Origin of the sequence: Pseudomonas sp. BCRC 81390 (genome assembly GCF_030341915.1) — a bacterium.
In the GTDB taxonomy this organism is placed as follows: Bacteria; Pseudomonadota; Gammaproteobacteria; order Pseudomonadales; family Pseudomonadaceae; genus Aquipseudomonas.
Map to the genome: position 1 here is coordinate 415,852 of NZ_JATAAG010000010.1, position 21,168 is coordinate 437,019.

The 21,168-nt window shown below is 63.4% G+C and carries 19 protein-coding genes and 1 pseudogene; 12 read left to right on the plus strand and 8 right to left on the minus strand.

All coding sequences use genetic code 11. From position 1 onward, the window contains the following. The first annotated feature begins 245 nt into the window (after positions 1-245). Entirely contained in the window at positions 246-1,541 is a 1,296-nt protein-coding gene (locus QSV36_RS06410) for an NCS2 family permease (RefSeq protein ID WP_289130880.1), read from the plus strand. Then, a complete protein-coding gene (gene trmA, locus QSV36_RS06415) occupies positions 1,538-2,623 on the plus strand; it encodes a tRNA (uridine(54)-C5)-methyltransferase TrmA (RefSeq protein ID WP_289130881.1) in 1,086 nt (361 codons plus the stop codon). Before QSV36_RS06410 ends, trmA begins: the two co-directional genes overlap by 4 nt. A 41-nt stretch (positions 2,624-2,664) precedes the next feature. On the opposite strand, the gene pcaG is transcribed toward trmA, so the two are convergent. Next, a complete protein-coding gene (pcaG, locus tag QSV36_RS06420; RefSeq protein WP_289130882.1) occupies positions 2,665-3,270 on the minus strand; it encodes a protocatechuate 3,4-dioxygenase subunit alpha in 606 nt (201 codons plus the stop codon). 10 nt (positions 3,271-3,280) lie between these two features. Next, positions 3,281-4,000: a protocatechuate 3,4-dioxygenase subunit beta gene (pcaH, locus tag QSV36_RS06425; RefSeq protein WP_186685470.1), complete on the minus strand. Its 720-nt coding sequence runs from the start codon at positions 3,998-4,000 to the stop codon at positions 3,281-3,283. Positions 4,001-4,201: 201 nt separating this feature from the next. Between pcaH and ypfJ the strand changes: the two genes are divergently transcribed. Both ypfJ and QSV36_RS06435 read left to right on the plus strand, forming a co-directional pair. Next, on the plus strand, positions 4,202-5,092 hold the full coding sequence (gene ypfJ / locus QSV36_RS06430; protein ID WP_186685472.1) for a KPN_02809 family neutral zinc metallopeptidase: 891 nt from the start codon (positions 4,202-4,204) through the stop codon (positions 5,090-5,092). A gap of 291 nt (positions 5,093-5,383) precedes the next feature. After that, the gene (locus QSV36_RS06435; protein WP_289130883.1) at positions 5,384-7,303 is read left to right on the plus strand and encodes a HAMP domain-containing methyl-accepting chemotaxis protein; all 1,920 of its coding nucleotides are present in this window, start codon (positions 5,384-5,386) and stop codon (positions 7,301-7,303) included. 129 nt (positions 7,304-7,432) lie between these two features. On the opposite strand, the gene ggt is transcribed toward QSV36_RS06435, so the two are convergent. From ggt to mdaB, 3 genes are all read right to left on the minus strand, one after another. Continuing rightward, a complete protein-coding gene (ggt, locus tag QSV36_RS06440) occupies positions 7,433-9,100 on the minus strand; it encodes a gamma-glutamyltransferase (protein WP_289130884.1) in 1,668 nt (555 codons plus the stop codon). A gap of 117 nt (positions 9,101-9,217) precedes the next feature. Then, a complete protein-coding gene (locus QSV36_RS06445) occupies positions 9,218-10,114 on the minus strand; it encodes a LysR family transcriptional regulator (protein ID WP_289130885.1) in 897 nt (298 codons plus the stop codon). Between the two features lie 183 nt (positions 10,115-10,297). Beyond that, complete coding sequence (gene mdaB / locus QSV36_RS06450; RefSeq protein ID WP_289130886.1) at positions 10,298-10,888, minus strand: NADPH:quinone oxidoreductase MdaB; 591 nt, start codon at positions 10,886-10,888, stop codon at positions 10,298-10,300. A gap of 154 nt (positions 10,889-11,042) precedes the next feature. On the opposite strand from mdaB, the gene QSV36_RS06455 reads away from it, so the two are divergent. Further along, entirely contained in the window at positions 11,043-11,357 is a 315-nt protein-coding gene (locus QSV36_RS06455) for a putative quinol monooxygenase (protein ID WP_225779269.1), read from the plus strand. On the opposite strand, the gene QSV36_RS06460 is transcribed toward QSV36_RS06455, so the two are convergent. Then, positions 11,347-12,111 (minus strand): sulfite exporter TauE/SafE family protein, encoded by a 765-nt coding sequence (locus tag QSV36_RS06460; protein WP_289130887.1) that lies wholly within the window; start codon positions 12,109-12,111, stop codon positions 11,347-11,349. The genes QSV36_RS06455 and QSV36_RS06460 overlap by 11 nt on opposite strands. 77 nt (positions 12,112-12,188) lie before the next feature. On the opposite strand from QSV36_RS06460, the gene QSV36_RS06465 reads away from it, so the two are divergent. After that, on the plus strand, positions 12,189-13,082 hold the full coding sequence (locus tag QSV36_RS06465; RefSeq protein WP_289130888.1) for a LysR substrate-binding domain-containing protein: 894 nt from the start codon (positions 12,189-12,191) through the stop codon (positions 13,080-13,082). 236 nt (positions 13,083-13,318) lie between these two features. On the opposite strand, the gene QSV36_RS06470 is transcribed toward QSV36_RS06465, so the two are convergent. Together QSV36_RS06470 and QSV36_RS06475 are read right to left on the minus strand one after the other, a co-directional pair. Further along, positions 13,319-13,720 carry a hypothetical protein gene (locus QSV36_RS06470; RefSeq protein ID WP_289130889.1) on the minus strand — a complete coding sequence of 134 codons (402 nt, stop codon included), beginning with the start codon at positions 13,718-13,720 and terminating at the stop codon, positions 13,319-13,321. Beyond that, positions 13,707-15,111: pseudogene (locus QSV36_RS06475) on the minus strand (PAAR domain-containing protein). Before QSV36_RS06475 ends, QSV36_RS06470 begins: the two are co-directional and overlap by 14 nt. A gap of 194 nt (positions 15,112-15,305) precedes the next feature. On the opposite strand from QSV36_RS06475, the gene QSV36_RS06480 reads away from it, so the two are divergent. Genes QSV36_RS06480 through QSV36_RS06505 form a run of 6 tightly spaced genes read left to right on the plus strand, consistent with a single transcriptional unit; the run spans position 15,306 to position 21,030 of the window. Continuing rightward, a complete protein-coding gene (locus QSV36_RS06480; protein ID WP_289130909.1) occupies positions 15,306-15,911 on the plus strand; it encodes a CDP-alcohol phosphatidyltransferase family protein in 606 nt (201 codons plus the stop codon). A 30-nt stretch (positions 15,912-15,941) separates the two neighbouring features. Beyond that, on the plus strand, positions 15,942-17,696 hold the full coding sequence (locus QSV36_RS06485; protein ID WP_289130890.1) for a bifunctional alpha/beta hydrolase/class I SAM-dependent methyltransferase: 1,755 nt from the start codon (positions 15,942-15,944) through the stop codon (positions 17,694-17,696). Further along, complete coding sequence (locus QSV36_RS06490) at positions 17,697-19,034, plus strand: phosphatase PAP2/dual specificity phosphatase family protein (RefSeq protein WP_289130891.1); 1,338 nt, start codon at positions 17,697-17,699, stop codon at positions 19,032-19,034. After that, positions 19,031-19,462: a hypothetical protein gene (locus tag QSV36_RS06495; protein WP_289130892.1), complete on the plus strand. Its 432-nt coding sequence runs from the start codon at positions 19,031-19,033 to the stop codon at positions 19,460-19,462. Before QSV36_RS06490 ends, QSV36_RS06495 begins: the two co-directional genes overlap by 4 nt. Before the next feature lie 10 nt (positions 19,463-19,472). Further along, positions 19,473-20,096 (plus strand): lysophospholipid acyltransferase family protein, encoded by a 624-nt coding sequence (locus QSV36_RS06500; protein ID WP_186675305.1) that lies wholly within the window; start codon positions 19,473-19,475, stop codon positions 20,094-20,096. 1 nt (position 20,097) lies between these two features. Beyond that, positions 20,098-21,030, plus strand: a complete 933-nt coding sequence (locus tag QSV36_RS06505) for a phosphatidate cytidylyltransferase (protein ID WP_170032663.1) — start codon at positions 20,098-20,100, stop codon at positions 21,028-21,030. Positions 21,031-21,168: the final 138 nt, after the last annotated feature.

The window sequence follows — 21,168 nt, forward strand, 5'->3', positions numbered from 1 at the left end:
AGAAATTGAGCAAGACAGTTGCTCCTACAGGTACAGCGGCGGCTATAAGAGCCGGTGTGCCGGCGAAAGGGCCAGAACAGGCAACAGAAAAGCCATTCCCCAAGAGCCATAGGCCCCCGTCGAGCATGCTGGTATGATGCGCGGCTTTTTTCCGCCCCACACAAAACCACGGCAAGCGGTACGGTCTGTGCTTTGCTGTTGGGGTCGATAGATTGATGGCGCCTGGGGCGCCTCGGGGAGCGGGCATGCTGGAAAGGCTGTTTCAACTAAGAGCACACAACACCAATGTGCGCACCGAGATTCTCGCGGGCGTCACCACCTTCCTGGCCATGGCCTACATCCTGTTCGTCAACCCGAGCATCCTCGGCGAGACTGGCATGGACAAGGGCGCGGTCTTCGTCGCCACCTGCCTGGCCGCGGCCATCGGTTCGGTGACCATGGGCCTGATCGCCAACTACCCGATCGCCCTGGCACCGGGCATGGGCCTGAACGCATTCTTCACCTACACCGTGGTGCTGCACATGGGCCACACCTGGCAGGTGGCGCTGGGCGCAGTGTTCCTGTCGGCGGTGATGTTCTTCCTGTTGTCGATCTTCCGCATCCGCGAATGGATCGTGAACAGCATCCCGCTGCCACTGCGTTCAGCCATCGCCGCCGGTATCGGCCTGTTCCTGGCGCTGATCGCACTGCACAATGCCGGCATCGTCGTCGATAACCCGGCCACCCTGGTGGGCCTGGGCGACCTCAAGCAGCCGGCACCGATCCTCGCCACCCTGGGCTTCTTCCTGATTGTCGGCCTGGAGTCGCTGAAAGTGCGCGGCGCGGTGCTGATCGGCATTCTTGCCGTGACCATCGCCTCGATCGTGATGGGCGTGACGCCGTTCGGCGGCATCGTTTCCATGCCTCCGTCGCTGGCCCCGACTTTCCTGCAGCTGGACATCGCCGGTGCGCTGGACGTGGGCCTGGTCAGCGTGATCTTCGCCTTCCTGTTCGTCGACCTGTTCGACAACTCCGGCACCCTGATCGGCGTGGCCAAGCGCGCCGGGCTGATGGGCAAGGACGGGCACATGCCGAAGATGGGCCGTGCGCTGATTGCCGACAGTACCGCGGCCATGGCCGGTTCGTTGCTGGGCACCTCGACCACCACCAGCTACATCGAATCCGCCGCCGGCGTGAGCGCCGGGGGCCGCACCGGCCTGACCGCCATCGTGGTCGCCGTGCTGTTCCTGCTGGCCCTGTTCTTCGCTCCGCTGGCTGGTAGCGTGCCGGCCTTCGCCACCGCCCCGGCGCTGCTGTTCGTCGCGGTGCTGATGGCCTCGGGCCTGGCGGAAATAAACTGGGACGACGTCACCGAAGCCGCACCGGTGGTGGTGACTGCCCTGGCCATGCCGCTGACCTACTCGATCGCCAACGGCATCGCCTTCGGCTTCATCTCCTGGACTGCCGTCAAGCTGATCTCCGGTCGCCACCGCGACCTGAACCCGGCGCTGGTGATCCTTTCCATCCTGTTCGTCATCAAGCTGGGCTGGTTCAACGCATGAGTGCTGCTTTCGACCCCTCTTCCTACACCACCCAGCTGGACGCCAAGGTGGCCCGGCTGCGCGAGCTGCTGGCGCCGTTCGCTGCGCCGGAGCCGGCTGTCTTCGACTCGCCGCGCGAGCACTATCGCCTGCGCGCCGAATTCCGCCTGTGGCGTGAAGACGGCCAGCGTCACTACGCCATGTTCGCCCCGGGCGAGAAGCACAAGGCGATCCTGATCGACGACTTCCCCATCGCCAGCCAGCGCATCAACGCCCTGATGCCGCGCCTGAAGGCGGCCTGGCAGGCCAGCGAAGAACTCGGCAACCGGCTGTTCCAGGTAGAGTTCCTCACTACCCTGGCGGGCGATGCCATGGTCACGATGTGCTATCACCGCCCGCTGGACGAGGCCTGGGAGGTGGCCGCGCAGCAGCTGGCGGGCGAACTGGGCGTCAGCGTGATCGGCCGTTCCAAGGGCAAACGCCTGGTGATCGGCCGCGACTACGCGGTGGAAAAACTCGACGTGGCTGGCCGCGTGTTCAGCTACCGCCAGCCGGAAGGTGCGTTCACCCAACCGAACGGCGCGGTGAACCAGAAAATGCTGAGCTGGGCCTACGAGGCCATCGGCGCGCGCGAAGACGACCTGCTGGAGCTGTATTGCGGCAACGGCAATTTCACCCTGCCGCTGGCCACCCGCGTGCGCCAGGTGCTGGCCACCGAGATCAGCAAGACTTCGGTCAATGCCGCACTGAGCAACCTCGATGAGAACGCTGTAGGCAACGTGCGGCTGGTGCGCCTGTCGGCGGAAGAACTGACCCAGGCACTGAATGAGGTGCGGCCGTTCCGTCGGCTGGAAGGCATCGACCTGAAGAGCTATGACTTCGGCACGGTATTCGTCGACCCGCCACGTGCGGGGATGGACCCGGACACCTGTGAGCTGACCCGGCGTTTCGAACGGATCCTGTACATCTCCTGCAACCCGGAGACGCTGGCGGCAAACATTGCCCAGTTGCACGACACCCACCGCATCGAGCGTTGTGCGTTGTTTGATCAGTTCCCGTATACCCACCACATGGAAAGTGGGGTTTTGCTGGTTCGGCGCTGACCTGCAGATAGCCGGGGCTGCCTTGCAGCCCCAGGCTTCACTCAGAAGTCGAAGAACACCGTCTCCCCTTCCCCCTGAATGCGGATATCGAAGCGATACGCCGTCTTCCCGTCCATCTCGCAGCGCTTGGCCACCAGGGTCTCGCGTCGCTGCGGCTGCTCGATCAGGTTGAGCACCGGGCACTTGGCATTGGCCTCGGCCTCATCATCGAAATACAGGCGCGTATGCAGGTGGATGTTGATCCCCCGGGCAAACAGGCTGATGTTGATGTGCGGTGCCATTGGCACGCCGGCAGCGTTTTTCACCACGCCGGGCTTCACCGTATGTGCAGTCCACTCGCCAGCATCGAAGGTGGTAGCCGTGCGGCCAAAACTGTTGAAGGCGTTTTCCAGGTTGTAGGCATCCTGGTATTCACCCTTGGCGTCAGCTTGCCAGAGCTCCAGGAACGAGTCGCGCACCAGGTGGCCATTGCCGTCATACACATGGCCGATCAGCAGGATATGCTCGCCGGGCGCATCAGGCTTGGCCAGGCGGTTCCAGATTTCCTGGTCGCGGGTCGGGTTGCCGGCCGCTTCCAGGGCCAGGCCGATGTGCACGTAGGGGCCGGCAGTCTGCGAAGGGGTTTCCGGCAGCAGTTCGATTGGCATGGCGGGGTCCTCAGCAGTTTTCGAAGTGGGTCTTGCGCTGCCCACGCAGCACGATGTCGAAGCGGTAGGCCAGGCAATCCATCGGGTTGGCGTTGCTCATGTCGAGCTTGGCGATCAGTTGCTGCACCGCTTGCGGGTTGGCGATCGACTTGACGATCGGGCACATCGGGATCAACGGGTCACCCTCGAAGTACAACTGGGTGATCAGCTTGGTGGCGATCGAAGGGCCGCTGATGGCGAAGTGGATGTGCGCCGGACGCCAGTCGTTCGGCCCGTTGCGCCAAGGGTACGGGCCCGGCTTGATGGTGCGGAAGCTGTAGTAGCCGTCACGGTCGGTCAGGCAGCGACCGACACCCCCGAAGTTCGGGTCCAGCGGTGCCAGGTAACGGTCGTTCTTGTGCCGGTAGCGGCCGCCGGCATTGGCCTGCCACATTTCCACCAGGGTATTCGGCACAGGCTTGCCGTACTGGTCGACGACGCGCCCGGCGACGATGATGCGCTCACCGATCGGCAGGCCACCGTTGTTGAAATTCAGCAGCAGGTCATGGTCGTGGGCACCGAAGCCCAGGTGGGAAAAGTCCGGGCCGGTGGTTTCGCTGATCGATTGCGGAATGCTGACCAGTGCCTGGCGCGGCGAACGGGCAATGGACGTCTTGTAGTCAGGCGTAAGGGCTTTCGGGTGCCAGTTGCGATCACGGATCACGAAGCGGCTGGTGTCCTGGGCGGGCATGCCGGTTTCCTCTCTTGGAATTATGTGAACGCCTGGGCGTGGCAGGCGGACTTGCAGTTTCGGGCAAGCTGCGCGCGCTGAATATTGAAATCAGCCGCCTTAGACATAACCAGATGGTTATGAGTGGACACGTTTGCCTGACACCGCCCGCAGTGGTGAACTAATCTTTGTCTTCTTGTTTCACGCTCCGGAGAGCATTTCATGGAATGGCGAAAAGGCCGGCGTAGCGACAATGTGGTCGATGCCCGAGGCGAAGGTGGCGGTGGCGGCGGCATGCGTTTCGGCGGCGGCAAGGGGCTGGGGCTTGGCGCGGTACTGCTGATCGTCGGTATCGGCTGGCTCACCGGACAGGACCCGCTGCAGATTCTTGGCCAGCTCACTGGCCAGATGGAGCAGCAGCAACGGCAGGCGCCCAGCAGCGTGGGCGGCAAGGCCCCGCCGGCCAACGACCAGCAGGCCGAGTTTGTCGCCTCGATCCTGGGCGACACCGAAGATACCTGGAAAGCCCTGTTTGCCGAGGCCGGCAAGCAATACCGCGACCCCAAGCTGGTGCTGTTCAGCGGCCAGGTCAATTCGGCCTGTGGCTTTGCTTCAGCGGCAGTGGGGCCGTTTTACTGCCCCGCCGACCAGCGGGTGTACCTGGACATGTCGTTCTTCCGCGAGATGGAAACCCGTTTCGCGGCCGCCGGCGACTTTGCCCAGGCCTACGTGATCGCTCACGAAATCGGCCACCATGTGCAGACCCTGCTGGGCGTGTCGGCCAAGGTCGACGCCGCACGCCGCAGTGGCCAACGCCTGGAAGGTGACAACGGCCTGCTGGTGCGCCAGGAGCTGCAGGCCGACTGCCTGGCCGGGGTGTGGGCCTACCAGGCGCAAAAGCGCCTGAACTGGCTGGAGCCAGGTGACGTCGAGGAGGCCCTGAACGCCGCCAATGCCATTGGCGATGACCGCTTGCAGCAGCAGGGCCGCGGGCGTGTAGTGCCGGACTCGTTCACCCACGGTACTTCGGCGCAGCGGGTACGCTGGTTCAAGGCCGGGTTCGCCGAGGGTGAGGTGAACAGTTGCGATACCTTCAGCGCGCGTAATCTCTGACACCTCCCGCCAGGCTGGCGCGGTCGTTGTAGGCGCGGCCTTGTGTCGCGCAAGGGCTGCGAAGCGGCCCCGGCAATAGCGCGTCAACGCTGAATCTTGGGGCCGCTTTGCGGCCCTTTCGCGACATAAGGCCGCTCCTACCGAAAAGCGCTTGTACATCTTTTTGCTGAAAAAGCGTTTCAGCTTCCCTCATCACGGCCGATAACCCCTGCACGAATCAGCAGGCATCCAGAACAACAACGCCTGGCGATCGAAGACAAATCGAGCGAAAACAACTTCTGGAGAGCGTGCATGAACAGCTGGTTCGCCAACATCAGCGTCAACCTCAAACTGGGCCTGGGCTTCGGCCTGGTACTGATCCTCACCGGCCTGCTGGCCCTGACCGGCTGGACCAGCCTGGGCAGCCTGATCGACCGCAGCAACTGGATGGGTGATATCGGCCAGTTGAACAAGGACCTGACCGACCTGCGCATTGCCCGCTTGCAGTACATGATCGCCAACGGTGACGATGCCGCCGCCGCCAACACCCAGGCCAAGCTGGACGCCTTCAGCAAGCAGCAGGCGTATCTGGCCAACACGTTCAAGAGCCCCGATAACGTAAAACTGCTAGGTGAGCTGGGCGAGACCATCAGTGCCTACAAGGTATCGCTGAACAAGATGCGCCAGGGCTACGACGCCACTCGCACTGCGCGTGCGGCCATGGAAAGCTCGGCCAGCAAGGCCGACCAGGCGATGGACGCACTGAGCCAGGAAGTCACGGCTCGCGCCGAAGCCGACAGCGTACGCCTGGCCCAGTACCAATTGATCAGCAACGCCCGCCAGCAACTGCTGCAGGTGCGCGTCGACGTGCGCGGCTATATCGCCGACAACAGCGCCGCCAACGAACAGGCCGCCCTGCGCCAGCTGGATGCCGCCCTGGCCGGTATCGACAGCCTCAAGCGCCAGCTGCCCGGCGAAGACACGCGCCTGCAACAGTTCGAAGGCTCGGTGCTGGCCTACCGTGACGCCGTGCGCCAGTTCCGCGATGCGGTCGCCAATATCACCACCGCGCGCGCGGAAATGACCGTGCAGGGTGCCGACATCGTCAAGCGCAGCGACGCGCTGTACCAGATCCAGCTGGAACGCCGCGACATCGAGAGCGCCCAGGCCCGCACCCTGCAGGCGATCGCCACCTTGCTGGCGCTGCTGGTCGGCGTGCTGGCGGCCGTACTCATCACCCGGCAGATCACCCGCCCTCTGCGCGACACGCTGGTGGCGGTGGAAAAGATCGCCAGCGGCGACCTCACCCAGCAGCTGCGGGTTACCCGCCGCGATGAACTGGGCGTGCTGCAGCAAGGCATCGCGCGCATGGGCACCACCCTGCGCGAGCTGATCAGCGGTATCCGCGACGGCGTTACCCAGATTGCCAGCGCCGCGGAGGAACTTTCGGCGGTGACCGAGCAGACCAGCGCCGGTGCCAACAGCCAGAAGGTCGAGACCGACCAGGTGGCCACCGCCATGCACGAAATGGCCGCTACCGTCCAGGAAGTGGCGCGCAACGCCGAACAGGCCTCCCATGCGGCCACCGGTGCCGATGACGAAGCCCGCGCCGGTGACCGCGTAGTGGGCGAGGCAATTGGCCAGATCGAGCGCCTGGCCGAGGACATGCACCGCTCCACCGAGGCCATGAACCTGCTGCAGCAGGAAAGCCAGAAGATCGGCAGCGTGATGGACGTGATCAAGTCGGTGGCGGAACAGACCAACCTGCTGGCGCTGAACGCTGCGATCGAAGCGGCGCGTGCCGGCGAGGCCGGGCGTGGCTTTGCCGTGGTCGCCGATGAGGTGCGCGGGCTGGCCCAGCGCACGCAGAAATCCACCGAAGAAATCGAGGAACTGATCGCCAGTCTGCAGCACGGTACCCAGCAAGTGGCGGCGGCCATGCACGGTAGCCGTACCCTGACCGACAGCAGCGTCGAGCTGGCGCGCAAGGCCGGGGCCTCGCTGGAGAGCATCACCAGCACGGTATCGAGCATCCAGTCGATGAACCAGCAGATTGCGGCGGCGGCGGAGCAACAGAGTGCGGTGGCGGAAGAGATCAGCCGCAGCATCCTCAATGTGCGCGACGTGTCGGAGCAGACGGCGGCGGCCAGTGACGAGACGGCCGCCTCCAGCGTGGAGCTGGCGCGGTTGGGCGGGCAATTGCAGACGTTGGTCAGTCAGTTCCGCGTCTGATCCTGCAGTTCGGGGCCGCTTTGCGGGCCGTCGCGACACAAGGCCGCTCCTGCAGGGGACCGCGATCGCCTGTAGAAGGGGCCTCGTGTCGCGATGGAGGGCAAAGCCCTCCCGGCGATGTAGCAGCTATTACTTGACGATCATCCCGACCCCACGCCCACGTGGGTCCGAAGCAGTCTCCAGCTTCGCACCGTTCACCCGGATCGCCTGGATGTCGCCCATCTCCCAGCCTTGGTCCTCCAGCACATAACCCATCTTCTTCAGCTCGTCAGCCACCGGCCCGGTCAACGGCGCGTAGCTGTCGAAGTAGAGGGTGTCCTTGGGCAGCAACTGATGGTGCACACGCTGCGCCGCCACCGCCTTGTCCAGCGGCATGCCGTAGTCGTACAGGTTGTTCATGACCTGGAAGATCGAGGTGAAGATCCGCGAACCGCCTGGCGTACCAATGACCAGCTCGACCTTGCCATCGCGGGTCATCAGGCTGGGGCTCATCGACGACAGCATGCGCTTGCCCGGTGCGATGGCATTGGCCTCCCCGCCGACCACGCCGAACGCATTGGCCGCCCCCGGCTTGGCGCTGAAGTCATCCATCTCGTCGTTCAACAGGAAGCCGGCACCTTTCACCACCACGCCACTGCCGTAATCAAGGTTCAGGGTGTAGGTATTGCTGACCGCGTTGCCCTGCTTGTCGACGATCGAGAAGTGCGTGGTCTGGTGCGGCTCCAGGCCCGGCTTGACCTTGTCGGTCGCGGAAATGGCCTTCGGGTTGACCTGCGCGGCACGCTTGGCCAGGTAGTCCTTGGCCACCAGCTGCGTCACTGGCACCTGGGTGAAGGCTGGGTCGCCGAGGTAGTCGGCGCGGTCGGCGAACACCCGCTTTTCGATCTCGGCCAGCAGGTGGATGTACTGCGCCGAGTTGTGCGCCACGCCCTTGAAGTCCGCCGCGCGGTCTTCCTTGATGCCCAGCAGCTGGGCCAGGGCGACGCCGCCGGAGCTTGGCGGAGGCGCGGTATAGACCACATTGCCACGCCAGCTCACAGCCATCGGCTCACGCCATATCGCCTTGTAGTCCTGCAGGTCCTGCTTGGTGATCAGGCCCTTGTCGGCCTGCATCTGCGCTACCAGCAGGTCGGCGGTCTTGCCCTGGTAGAACTCGCTCACGCCCTTGTCGGCGATGCGCTCCAGGGTCTGCGCCATCTCTGGCTGCTTGAACAGCTGGCCGACCTTCATGTTGCCGAAGTAGTCGTTGAAATTGGTCGCGGTCTTGAACATGCCCTGGGCATCGTTGCGGTACTGGTACTGCTTTTCCGCCACCTTGAAACCGTTTTTCGCATAGCCGATGGCCGGCGTCAGCAGCTCGCTCCAGGGCAGCTTGCCGAATTTCTGGTGCGCCTCCCACAAGCCCATTACCGTGCCGGGTACGCCAGCTGCGCGGGCCCCGACCAGGCTGAGATTCTCGATGACCTCACCCTTGTCGTCCAGGTACATGTTGCGCGTGGCGGCCTTGGGCGCCACTTCACGGTAGTCGAGGAAATAGGGTTTGCCGTCGACGAACAGGGTCATGAACCCGCCGCCGCCGATGTTGCCCGCCTCGGGGTAAGTCACCGCCAGGGTGAACGCCGTGGCCACTGCCGCATCCACCGCGTTGCCGCCCTTCTTGAGGATATCGGCGGCCACCTGTGCACCATATTGATCGGGTGCGGCCACTGCACCGCCCTCCAGGGTGGCGGCATGAACCGAGGAACAGCTCAGGATCGCGGCTGCGAGAGCCAGGTACTGGAACGGAACCATACGCATGACACTTCCTTGGTGTTGTTTTTGTTGAGCAGTCAGTAAGGCCGAAGCGTGTCCACTGCGCAATCAATAGCAGGAAGTTTCGCCGCCTGTGGGCAGGCTGTGTCGCGTTCAGGCAACTCAGCAGGCGTACATCGCCAACTTGCGCTGGATGAAATCGAGGAAGCACTGGATACGCAGTGCCAACTGGGTATTGCGGTAGTACACCGCATGGATCGGCTGGCGATAGCCGTTGTTGGCTTCGCTGAGCAACACTTGCAGGCGCCCGCTGCGGATGTCTTCGTGGGTCATGAAGTGCGACAGGCTGACGATGCCCTCGCCCGCCAGGGCCAGCTGGCGCAAGGTCTCGCCACTGGAAGCGATCAGCGCCGGGCGGATGCTCCAGCGGTCGCCCTGGGCATGGCGCAGTGGCCAGAGGTTGAGCGATTCGGGTTGGCTGAAGCCGAGCAGGCAGTGGTTGGCCAGGTCCTCGACCCGCAGTGGCGTGCCATGCTGTTCGAGGTACGCCGGGCTGGCCAGCACCTGCACCGGGCTGCACCCCAGGCTGCGCGCGTGCAGGCTGGAGTCGGCCAGTTCGCCGATGCGGATGGCCACGTCGGTACTTTGCTCGAGCAGGTCGATGATCAGGTCGTCAGTATTGAGCTCCAGTTCGATGCCGGGGTACTGGCGGCGGAACTCGCCGATCCACGGCAGGATGGCGTGCAGCATGAACGGCGCAGCAGCGTTGATGCGCAGCCGCCCGGTAGGGGTCTGGCGGTTCATCGACAGGCGCTCTTCCATCTCGTCCATCTGTTCCAGGATCAGGCGCGAGCGCTCGAGGAAAAAGCGGCCCTCTTCGGTCAGGTCCATGCGCCGGGTGGTGCGGTTGACCAAGGTGGTGCCCAGCTTGCCTTCCAGGCGTGACAGGGTGCGGCTGACGGCGGACGGGGTCTGGCCCATCTGCTCGGCAGCAGCGGAAATCGAGCCGCAGTCGATGACGGTGACGAATACCTGGAGTTCTTCGGATCGGGTTTTCACTTCGGCGCCTGTGGTTGCTCTCTGCAGGGACTAGATAGCCGCTTGTCGAGGCCAAGTCCAGCGCTGCCTGTACCGGCCCTTTCGCGGGCGCGCCCGCTCCCACAGGGATCAGACAGGCCTGAAGGCTCGTGGAGTACCTGTGGGAGCGGGCAAGCCCGTGAAGAGCCAGGCACAGTCGAACACTTATTGTACCTTGCCGAATACCTTGTCCAGGTGCTGCGCATAGGCCGCCAGCGCCGCCGGCACATCCGGGCGCTTCATCACATCCACCGCCAGGAAGGTCGGCAAGCCAGTCATGCCAAGGAACTGGTTGGCCTTGTGGAAGGGGAAGTACACCGCATCCACACCCTTGCCCTCGAAGAAATCGCTGGGGTCGTCGAAGGCCTGCTGCGGCGCATTCCAGGTCAACGACAGCATGTACTGCTTGCCCTGTACCAGGCCACCGCTGCCGTACTTCTGCGAGTGGTCCGAACGGGTACGCCCATCGTTGGCATAGAGGCTGCCATGGCCTGCGGTGAACACCTCGTCGATGTATTTCTTCACGGTCCATGGCGCGCCCATCCACCAGCCTGGCATCTGGTAGATCACTACATCGGCCCAGAGGAATTTCTGTACTTCTTCCTGAATGTCATAGCCGCCATCGATGAAGGTCTGGCGCACATCGAAACCGGCGCGATCCAGGTGAGCCATGGCCGCTTCGTGCAGGGTGGTGTTGAGACGGCCATCGGAGTGAGCGAACTGTTTACCGCCGTTGAGCAGAAGGATCTTTTTCATGTGAGCCTCGCGAAAAATTCAGGTCGGCAGGTTAGGGGCTCGCGGGCAGGGGATACAGTGGCGCGGGGGCAAAATACAATTGCTCACAAGTCACGAATGACTGGCACATTATTGCCGTAGAATCGCCTTACCTTCCGTCAACGAGTAGCGACCCATGACTGAGCAGTACGCCTTCATCCTCAAAGCCAAGACCCGTCCGGAAATGGCCGAAGCATTCGAAACCCTGTTCCGCGCCTACGTCGAGCCAAGCCGCCAGGAACCGGGCTGCATCGAGTACCACATGCTGCGCGACAAGCAGGACCCGAGCCTGTTCGTGTTCTTCGAGGTCTGGGCCGACAAGGCCGCGCTGGATGTGCACTCGGCCCTGCCGCACATGACCGCGTTCTTCGAAAAGCGCATGGACTACCTGGAGCGCGATTTCGACATCCAGATGATCGACATGCTCAGCGCCTCGTCTGCTAGCCGCTGATCAGCAAATGGCCGCCAAGTGCGGCCAGGCCGATGAAGAAACAACGCTTGAACAACAGTGCGCTGATGCGCTGGCGCAGCCATTGCCCGGCCAGCATGCCGAGCAGGGCCGGCGCCAGCATCAGCAGCGAGGCCCCCAGGGCCTGGCCACCCAGGGCATCCTGCCCGGCCAGGCCAACGGCCAGGGCCAGCGTCGACACCGTGAACGACAGGCCCAGGGCCTGGACCATCTGCTCACGGTTCAGGGCCAGGCTCTGCAGGTAGGGTACCGCCGGTATCACGAATACCCCCGTCGCTGCGGTGACCACGCCGGTCACCAGGCCGCAGGCCGGCCCCAGCCAACGCTCGCGCCTCGGTGCCAGGCACAGGCCCGCCCCGACCAACCCGTACAGCGCATAGGCCAGCAGGGCCGCGCCCAGTGCCTGTTTGGCCCACGGGCCGCTGTTGATCCCCAACCAGGCGCTGCCCAGCAAGGTACCGATGAAGAGCATTGCCAGCATCGGCCCCAGACGTACCAGCAACGCCCGCAGATGCCCGCCACTGGCCAGCTGCCAAAGGTTGGTGAAGGTCGAAGGCACGATCAGCAACGCGGCAGCCTGCGCCGGAGGCATAGCCAGGCCCAACAGGCCCATGGCGATGGTCGGCAAGCCGAGGCCAATCACCCCTTTCACCGTACCGGCCAGCAGAAAGGTCATCACCACCAGCGATGCGAGGGCTGGGCCAAGGTCCTGATAGAAAGCGAACACGGTATTCATCAGCCGATGATGGCGCGCGCCGGCCTGGCTGAAAATCTGTCATATACTCAGGCAGACTCTTGCCAGGACAGAGCCAGATGCATTTCGACCTGATCGACCTCAGGCTGTTCCAGCACACCCTGGAGTGCGGCAACATCACCGCCGGCGCCAGCCGCAGCCACCTGTCGCTGCCAGCAGCCAGTGCGCGCATTCGCGCCATGGAAGCTTCGCTGGGCATCCCCCTGCTGGAACGCAACCGCCGTGGCGTGCAGCCGACGCCGGCCGGCCAGGCCCTGCTGCAGCACGCCCGGCTGATAGCGCAGCAGGTCGAACGCCTGCAGTTCGACCTGGGTCAGTATGCGCAAGGGCAGCAAGGCCAGGTGCGCCTGCTGTGCAACACGGCGGCGCTCACCGAATACCTGCCGGAACTGCTGGCCAGCTACCTGGCTGACAATCCCGGAATCAGCGTCGATGTGCAGGAGCTGCCGAGCCTGCGCATCGTGCAAGCGATTACCCAGGGCATGGCCGACCTCGGCATCGTTTCCACCGCAGCGCCATGCGAGCACCTGCAAACCCGCCCCTTTCGTGACGACCCGCTGGTGCTGGTGATGCCGCCGGGTCATCCGCTGGCCAGTGCGCTCGCGCCCAGCTTCAGCGATAGCCTGGCGCACGGCTATGTCGGCCTCGGCGCCGGCAGTGCGCTGGCGCTGTACCTTGAAGAACAAGCCCTGCGCGAGGGGCGACGGATGCAGGTACGCGTGCGCGCCGAAGGGTTTGATGGGGTGATTCGCATGGTCGTCGGCGGTGCCGGCGTGGGGGTGGTGCCGCTGGCAGCGGTGCGGCGCTGGCAGGGTGTGTTGCCCTTGCATTGGGTGGCGCTGGCGGAGCCATGGGCCAACCGGAGGTTGCTGGTGTGCGCGCGGGATTTTGCGGCACTGCCGGGGTATGCAGCGGGTTTGGTAGCTGCGTGTGAAAATCCCGTGTTAGCGTGATGTGAAGGCTAATCGAGGCCCCTAGCAAAGCAATAGCAAATGGGACGATTATAACTGACAGCTTAAGAATCACAGGCCAGGTTTCAAAATCCATCATTGGAAATTTCATTTATAAATTCCCGACAGCTCCACCTAAAACTTCTCCTACCCCTACAAAGTTACCTATTCTCAAAATAACACGACTACAGGTGCTGATAATAAGGCGGTACATTGCAGTCTCGCCCGGTTTCTAACCATTATCGCACCTCCGAAAGCAGAATAACGGCATATGCAACTACCGTCCAAACACAACCGACCAGTGTCAACCACGCTGCAACTGCCATTTTTATTTTTAGCCTCGAAGGAAAACGCTTCAACTCATCAGGGTCTAGCATACCTCGCCGTAATGCGAATTTAGGAAAAGTTACCAAACCGGCAAGCATACAAATGAACATCCAGCGCCACTTGAAACTTTTCTCGCGCCGAACTTGCTTCATGGATTCAATAAAAGGGTTACTCCGGATGCCCGACCGTGCGACATCGTAATCGCTTCCTAAGACAAGAAAAGCAAGTATCAACGGCCCCGGCACCCCGAAGATAAATGGACCCATCACCAATATCAGTCTCGCCATAATCGGCCAATCATTAAGGTCGATCATTTGTAGCCTCATAGACAAGTTCGCCAGCCGACTCGCCGATTTTTGCGCCTACCAGGCTGCCAACTGCGCCTCCAGCTCCGACCAGCGCGATACCACATACAGGCGTGCCGATGCCTAAAGTACCAATAGCGACTCCAACGCATAGCGTACCAGCCGCCAAGCCAGCACCGGCAGCAACAGCACTTCCCAGACCAACGCCACCAGCAAAACTTGCTGTTTCTGTCATTCGTATCTTTTTACAAGCCTCAGTTTCTCCTGCCCGACACACTTCCTGCACCTTTAAATAAGAAGATATCCCACCCAACCCAAGTGCAGCATACCCTCCATACTCAAGGTACTTGCTGAGCCGCGCCACCTTGTCCAGATGCGTCGCATACCCCGGTATCTGCCCCGGCCCGCCCGCCTTCGACCAATGATGCACGAGGCTCTTGGTCGAAATATTCAAGCGCTTCTTCAGCCGTTCGTAGTTGCCCAGGTCCAGTTGCTTGTTCAGCAATGCCACTTTCAACTGACTATCCAGCTGCTGCAGCAACCGTCGCCGTTCGGCGAAAAAGTTCGGGCTGTTCAGATGGCCATGACGCATGAACTCGCGCTGGTGCAATAGCTCGATACTGGTCAGCGTATTACTGACCTGCTTTAACCCTTGTTCCAGCATGTCCTTGCCCACGCCCATGGACAGGCTGGCGTTACTGAGCAAGCCCGCGATTTCGGCCTGGTGCTCCATCATGAAGTCCGCTTCGGCGAAATCGAGCACTGCCAGCGCACGGCGCGCATGCTCGGCCGCCGCCATCAGCTGGCCTTCCTCGCGGGTGCAAGCATCACCGTTGTCAGGGTCACCGATGACGAAGATTTCCCCTGCCTTGAAGCCGTGTTCGAACGTCGGGTTGAGCCGCTGCAGCCGCGAGATTGGCAAGGTGGCATCGTGCTCGGCCAATTGCAGCAGCACCTGCGCGAATGACATACGCCGTGGCACTACATAGAACCCAGGCTCCAGCGTACCGGGCAACGCCCCCACTACCGGTTGGGAGAAGTGTTCGGGGTACAAGGCATTTGACGGCTCGGCAAAGTGGGTATTGGCCCGACCCATAACAGGCTGCGTAGACGGTGGCGCCTCGTGCAACGGTGCGACAACCCGATTACTGCCCGGCGGGCAGCCACAGAGCACCAGCGCACCGTCCACGGCCACCCGCTGGCCGCCGGAAATAAAGTGGTCCACGCCTTCGGCGACTGTGCCCACCTGCCCGCAGAGCGGGCATGGCGTGGTGCGGTCACCTTCGCGAAGCACCATTCGACCCTCGGCGAGATAGCCGGCGTTCGTCGCAATACAGACAGCCCGTAGTGGTGACATCACCATCGACTGCCTGCCCTCTTCCCTCCAGACTAACGCGCATCCTGAAGCTCCTTGCCCAGATAATCAGGACTGAAAACCTAACACCCAGGGAAAAGCTTTAGATGCCGCAAGCCCTAAATCAGAAGCTTCCTACATTTACATCAGACTAAAACCGGACTATCAGGCGTCCGGCTTTACCCGCAACGTAGACTCACCCAAAATAGCGCCCCAATGCCCAACGAAAAGGACTTCACGGTGGCCTCGATCTACCAGCTCAAACCGCGTTTCCAGGCCCTGCTCCGCCCCACGGTGCAGCGCCTTCACGAGCGGGGTGTCACCGCCAACCAGGTCACGCTTGCAGCCGCCCTGGTGTCCGTGCTGCTGGGCCTGCTTCTGGCCACCCGGCACCCTCCCGCCTGGCTGTTTATTCTCCTACCAGTATGGATGCTGCTGCGCATGGCCCTGAACGCCATCGACGGCATGCTCGCCCGGGAGTTCGGCCAGCAATCTACCCTTGGCGCCTATCTCAACGAACTCTGCGACGTGGTCGCCGACGCCGCCCTGTACCTGCCTTTCGCCCTGCTCCCAGGGGTATCACCCATTCTGGTGGTGCTCGTGGTGCTCAGCGCCATCTTCAGCGAGTACGCCGGGGTCATGGGTCCGCTGGCTGGTGCCTCGCGGCGCTACGACGGGCCCATGGGCAAGAGCGACCGGGCCTTTGCCTTCGGCGTACTGGGCACCGGCGTGGCCTTAGGCCTATTGCGTGGTGCCTGGATCAACGGCCTGCTGCTGGTCATCCTGGCACTCTCGCTCTATACCCTTTACAACCGGGTTCGCCAGGGGCTGGCCGAAACCCGTTGAGCCTACTGCCGTCGTAAAAGGATGTTGACCATGCGCCAAGCGCAAGCACTGCACTTCACTACCCACGACGGCGTCGAGCTGCATTACCGTCACTGGCCCGCCACCCGTAACGAACACCAGCCCCGCCGGGCGGTGGTGATGTTCCACCGCGGCCATGAACATGGCGGGCGCATGGCCCACCTGGCCGATGAGCTGGATATGCCGGGCTATGACTTCTTCGCCTGGGATGCCCGTGGCCACGGCCAGTCGCCGGGAGCACGCGGCGACAGCCCGAGTTTCGCCACCAGCGTGCGCGATGTGCAGACCTTCATCGAGCATATCCAGGCCCGCCACGGTATCGCCGAGCAGGACCTGGTGGTGCTGGCGCAGAGTGTCGGTGCCGTGCTGGTCGCCACCTGGGCTCACGACTATGCCCCCAAGGTGCGCTGCCTGGTGCTGGCGTCGCCGGCGTTCAAGGTCAAGCTGTATGTCCCGTTCGCCCGCCCGGGCCTGAAGCTGCTGAAGGCCTTGCGCGGCAACTTCTTCGTCAACAGCTACGTCAAGCCACGCCTGCTCACCCACGACCCCGAGCGGGTCATGTCGTACCTGGCCGACCCGCTGATCAGCCGGCCGATTTCGGTGACCATGCTGCTAGGCCTGTACGAAGCCGCCGACCGCGTGGTGGCGGACGCCCAGGCCATCCAGGTACCGACCCAGCTGCTGGTGTCCGGTGCCGACTTCGTGGTCGAGCGCCAGCCGCAGCAACGCTTCTTCGAGCGCCTGGGCAGTGCACGCAAGGAAATGCACATCCTGCCGGGGTTCTTCCACGATACCCTGGGCGAGCGTGACCGGGCCCATGCCCTGCGGCGCATCGAGCGGTTCGTCGAGCACTGCTTCGCCAGCCCTACGGCGCTGCCGTCGCTGCTCGATGCCGACAAGGTCGGCGCCAGTTGCGCCGAGGCCGAAAGCCTGGCCGCGCCGTTACCGCACAACTCGCCCCGCGACCTCTACTGGCGCGCCACCCGCGCCGGGCTGCGCCTGGGCAAAGGGCTGGCGGAAGGCGTGAAGCTCGGGTTCGACACCGGTTTCGACTCGGGCAGTACCCTTGACTACGTGTACCGCAACCAGCCGACCGGCAAGGGCAAGCTGGGCCGCCTGGTCGACCGCAACTATCTCGATGCCATCGGCTGGCGTGGCATCCGCCAACGCAAGCTGCATGTCGAAGAGTTGCTGCGCCTGGCCATCGCTTGCCTGCGCGAACAGCAACGGCCGGTGCATATCGTCGATATCGCAGCCGGCCATGGCCGCTACATTCTCGAAGCGCTGCAAGAGCTGAAGCAACTGCCGGATTCGATCCTGCTACGCGATTACAGCGAGCTGAATGTGCAGCAAGGCAGCGCGCTGATTGCGGAAAAAGGCCTGGCTGACATCGCCCGCTTCGTCCAGGGCGATGCCTTCGACCGCCAGAGCCTGGCGACGCTGGAACAACCGCCGACCTTGGCCGTGGTCTCCGGCCTGTACGAACTGTTCGCCAGCAACCAGTTGGTGGGCAACTCGTTGGCCGGCCTGGCCGACGCGGTGGAGGAAGGCGGCTACCTGGTCTACACCGGCCAACCGTGGCACCCGCAACTGGAGATGATCGCCCGCGCCCTCACCAGCCACCGCGGTGGCGAGGCCTGGGTGATGCGTCGGCGCAGCCAGGCCGAGATGGACCAGTTGGTCGAGGCAGCGGGCTTCCGCAAGCTGGCCCAGCGCATTGATGAATGGGGCATTTTCAGCGTCAGCCTGGCCCAACGGGTGCGCTGAATGAACCCATTGCGCGAGCCCGGGCTGGTGCGCCGGGGCGTATGCTGGCTATTGCTGCTGGGGCCACTGTTTTTCCTCAGCTACGGGTTGGCCAACAGCCACACGATGGGGCGCAATGATGTCGGCAGCCTGGTGTTCGGCTGGGAAAGCCGCACGCCGTTGTGGCCGTGGACGATCATCCCCTACTGGTCGATCGACCTGCTCTACGGGTTGTCCTTCCTGCTGCCACGCACGCGCCAGGAAATGGACCGGCACGCCCTGGCCCTGCTGACGGCACAAGTGATCAGCGTCAGTTGCTTCCTGCTCTGGCCGCTGCGCTTCACCTTCGAGCGGCCGGAACTGGGAGGCCTGTACGGCTGGCTGTTCGATGTACTGATGGGGTTCGACAAGCCGTTCAACCAGGCACCGTCGCTGCATATTGCTTTGCTGGTGATCATCTGGACGATGTTTGCCCGGCATGTGCAGCGCCAGCCCTGGCGTTGGCTGATGCATGGCTGGATGGCGCTGATCGGGGTGTCGGTGCTGACCACTTGGCAGCACCATTTCATCGACGTGCCGACCGGCGCGTTGGCGGGATTCTTGTGTGTCTGGCTGTGGCCACACCAGGGCCGGCTGCCGTGGCAGCAGGCCCACCTTGCGCAGGATGCCAAGCGCTGGCGGTTGGCCTTGAGCTATGCCGCGTGCGCGCTGTCGTGCGCCGTGTTCGCCATGGGTTTGGGTGGCGCCTGGCTGTGGCTGGCCTGGCCGGCCGTGTCGCTGGCGCTGGTGGCGTTGAATTACGGCGTGTTCGGCGCTGGCGGGTTTCAGAAAGGTGCCGATGGGCGCTTGTCGAATGCTGCCCGCTGGCTGCTGGCGCCTTATCTGCTGGGGGCATGGGCCAATTCGCGGCTGTGGACCTGGCGGCATCCGCAGGCGGATGAAGTGTGTGATGGCGTGTATCTTGGGCGTATTCCACGGAGCAGGGCGTCATTTTCCGGGGTTGTCGACCTGTGCGCGGAGCTGCCGTGTAATGTCCAGAACAGCGCGGCCGCTCCTGGGCAGGCCGCATCAGCTGTTGCCTACGAGTGTTTCCCTGCGCTCGACCTGATAGCCCCGGACAGCGCCCTGTTACATCAAGCCGCCGACGCCATCGAGCGCTTGCGCAGCAGCGGCCCGGTGTTGGTTTGCTGTGCCTTGGGTTACTCGCGCAGCGCCAGCGCCGTGGCTGCCTGGCTGGTGCTCAGCGGCCGCTGCAGCGACGCCCGGCAGGCCGAAGCGCTGATCGGCAAAGCTCGCCCGGGGGTGGTTCTGCGTCACGCACACCACCAAGCCCTGCAGCAACTGGGAGCACAACCATGAACCTGCTGGTGGTAGCCAGCCTGTTGGGCCGTGGCAAACAGCTGGAGCGGCTGTCCGACGGCCTCACCCTGCTGGCGCTGGCCTACGGCTTGGCGCCGTTGTTGAATGTGTCGTTGCCACCACTGGCCAGCCTGCTGTGCATCGTGTTGGTGGTATTGGGCGTACTTCACAAGTACTGGGCCATCCGCGTGGCGGTTGATGCCGACCTGTTTGCCCACTTGGTGAAAAGCTCCGATCTGCCGGCAGACACCCTGGCCTTGGACCGCGCCTTGTTCGAACTGAAACTCAAGCCGCAAGCCGCCGATTCCCGCGCCTGGCCTGCCCGCAGCCAGGCTGCACTGGCCTTGCTGCGCCGCCAGGCCGTATGCCTGGGCCTGCAGTTGTCGCTGGCCTTGGCTACCCTGCTGACACTGCCTTTGAAGGGATAACGACAACCCCATGCTCGCCAGCCTGACCGCCTACCTCATTACCTCCGCCGCCCGTCTGATCACAGGCGCCCGCGCCCTGTGGCTGGGCTGCACACCGCTGCCAGTGCAGCGCCTGTATTTCGCCAACCACAGCAGCCACGGCGATTTCGTGTTGCTATGGGCGTCATTGCCAGCACCGCTACGCAAGCGCACCCGCCCGGTGGCCGGCGCCGACTACTGGGCCAGGCCAGGTATTCGCGATTTTCTCATTCGCAAGGTGTTCAATGGCGTGCTGATCAACCGGCAACGCAGTGAAGGCCAGGGCAGCCCGCTGCAGCCGATTCTCGAAGCCGTGGCCCAGGGCGACTCGCTGATCTTCTTCCCGGAGGGCACGCGCAACCTTGGCGATGAGCCACTGATGCCATTCAGGAGTGGGCTGTACCATCTGGCTGCGGCCAATCCTGACGTCGAGCTGGTGCCGGTATGGATCGCCAACCTCAACCGGGTAATGCCCAAGGGTCGCGCCTTGCCTCTGCCGTTGCTGTGCACGCTGAGCTTTGGCGAACCGCTGCACCTGGAGGCTGATGAAAGCAAACAGGCGTTCCTCGAACGGGCCAGCAAGGCCCTGCTGAACCTGGCCCCCAAGGATGCCTGACATGGACCACAACACCCTTTCGCTGTTCGCCGGCATCGGCGCCCTGCTGCTGCTCGCCAGTGTGATCGGCCGCCTGCTGAAATGGCGCGCCGGCCCGGCACCACACGCCGTGATCGACAACCTCAACGCCCGTATCAACGCCTGGTGGGTCATGGTGCTGGTGATCGGCATCGCCTTCCTGTTCGGCAAGTACGGGGTGATCGTGCTGTTCTACGGCGTGTCGTTCTATGCCCTGCGTGAGTTCATGACCCTCACCCCGACCCGGCGCAGCGACTACCCGGCGCTGGTAGCCGCATTCTACGTCGCGTTGCCGGTACAGTACGTGCTGATCGCCATGGATTGGTACGGGCTGTTCAGCATCTTCATCCCGGTGTACCTGTTCCTGTTGTTGCCGATCCTGGCCAGCTTCGGTGGCGACACCACACGCTTCCTCGAGCGCGCCTCGAAGGTGCAGTGGGGGCTGATGATCGCGGTGTACTGCGTGTCGTCGGTGCCGGCACTGATGACCCTGGACATCCCCGGCTACGAAGGCCGCAACCTGCTGCTGATCGCCTGGCTGATCCTGGTGGTGCAGATCAGCGACGTGCTGCAGTACGTGTGCGGCAAGCTGTTCGGCAAGCACAAGGTGGCACCCAACCTGTCGCCGTCGAAAACTGTCGAGGGCCTGGCCGGTGGCGTGGCGCTGGCTACCCTGACCGGCGCCCTGCTGTGCTGGATCACGCCGTTCACTTTCTGGCAGGCCGCGCTGATGGCGCTGGCGGTGAACGCCATGGGCTTCTTCGGCGGGCTGGTGATGTCGGCGATCAAGCGCGACCGCGGGGTGAAAGACTGGGGGCACATGATCGAAGGCCACGGTGGCATGCTCGACCGCATGGACTCGGTGTGCTTTGCCGCGCCGGTGTTCTTCCACTTTGTGCGGTATTGGTGGGCGTAACCATACCTCCGAGGGGTATACGCAACCTTGTAGCAGCGGCCTCGTGTCGCGAAAGGGGCGCGAAGCGGCCCCGGGGTTTCAAGCTTCTCTGCAGGTATCGCCGGGGCTGCTGCGCAGCCCTTTCGCGACACGAGGCCG

Coding starts and splice junctions, on each gene's coding strand:
- trmA (WP_289130881.1), top strand. CDS start 1,538: ATGAGTGCTGCTTTCGACCCCTCTTCCTACACCACCCAGCTGGACGCC.
- QSV36_RS06490 (WP_289130891.1), top strand. CDS start 17,697: ATGAACCCATTGCGCGAGCCCGGGCTGGTGCGCCGGGGCGTATGCTGG.
- QSV36_RS06460 (WP_289130887.1), bottom strand. CDS start 12,111: ATGAATACCGTGTTCGCTTTCTATCAGGACCTTGGCCCAGCCCTCGCA.
- ggt (WP_289130884.1), bottom strand. CDS start 9,100: ATGCGTATGGTTCCGTTCCAGTACCTGGCTCTCGCAGCCGCGATCCTG.
- QSV36_RS06500 (WP_186675305.1), top strand. CDS start 19,473: ATGCTCGCCAGCCTGACCGCCTACCTCATTACCTCCGCCGCCCGTCTG.
- ypfJ (WP_186685472.1), top strand. CDS start 4,202: ATGGAATGGCGAAAAGGCCGGCGTAGCGACAATGTGGTCGATGCCCGA.
- QSV36_RS06485 (WP_289130890.1), top strand. CDS start 15,942: ATGCGCCAAGCGCAAGCACTGCACTTCACTACCCACGACGGCGTCGAG.
- mdaB (WP_289130886.1), bottom strand. CDS start 10,888: ATGAAAAAGATCCTTCTGCTCAACGGCGGTAAACAGTTCGCTCACTCC.
- pcaH (WP_186685470.1), bottom strand. CDS start 4,000: ATGCCCGCCCAGGACACCAGCCGCTTCGTGATCCGTGATCGCAACTGG.
- QSV36_RS06465 (WP_289130888.1), top strand. CDS start 12,189: ATGCATTTCGACCTGATCGACCTCAGGCTGTTCCAGCACACCCTGGAG.
- QSV36_RS06470 (WP_289130889.1), bottom strand. CDS start 13,720: ATGATCGACCTTAATGATTGGCCGATTATGGCGAGACTGATATTGGTG.
- QSV36_RS06505 (WP_170032663.1), top strand. CDS start 20,098: ATGGACCACAACACCCTTTCGCTGTTCGCCGGCATCGGCGCCCTGCTG.
- QSV36_RS06410 (WP_289130880.1), top strand. CDS start 246: ATGCTGGAAAGGCTGTTTCAACTAAGAGCACACAACACCAATGTGCGC.
- pcaG (WP_289130882.1), bottom strand. CDS start 3,270: ATGCCAATCGAACTGCTGCCGGAAACCCCTTCGCAGACTGCCGGCCCC.
- QSV36_RS06495 (WP_289130892.1), top strand. CDS start 19,031: ATGAACCTGCTGGTGGTAGCCAGCCTGTTGGGCCGTGGCAAACAGCTG.
- QSV36_RS06455 (WP_225779269.1), top strand. CDS start 11,043: ATGACTGAGCAGTACGCCTTCATCCTCAAAGCCAAGACCCGTCCGGAA.
- QSV36_RS06435 (WP_289130883.1), top strand. CDS start 5,384: ATGAACAGCTGGTTCGCCAACATCAGCGTCAACCTCAAACTGGGCCTG.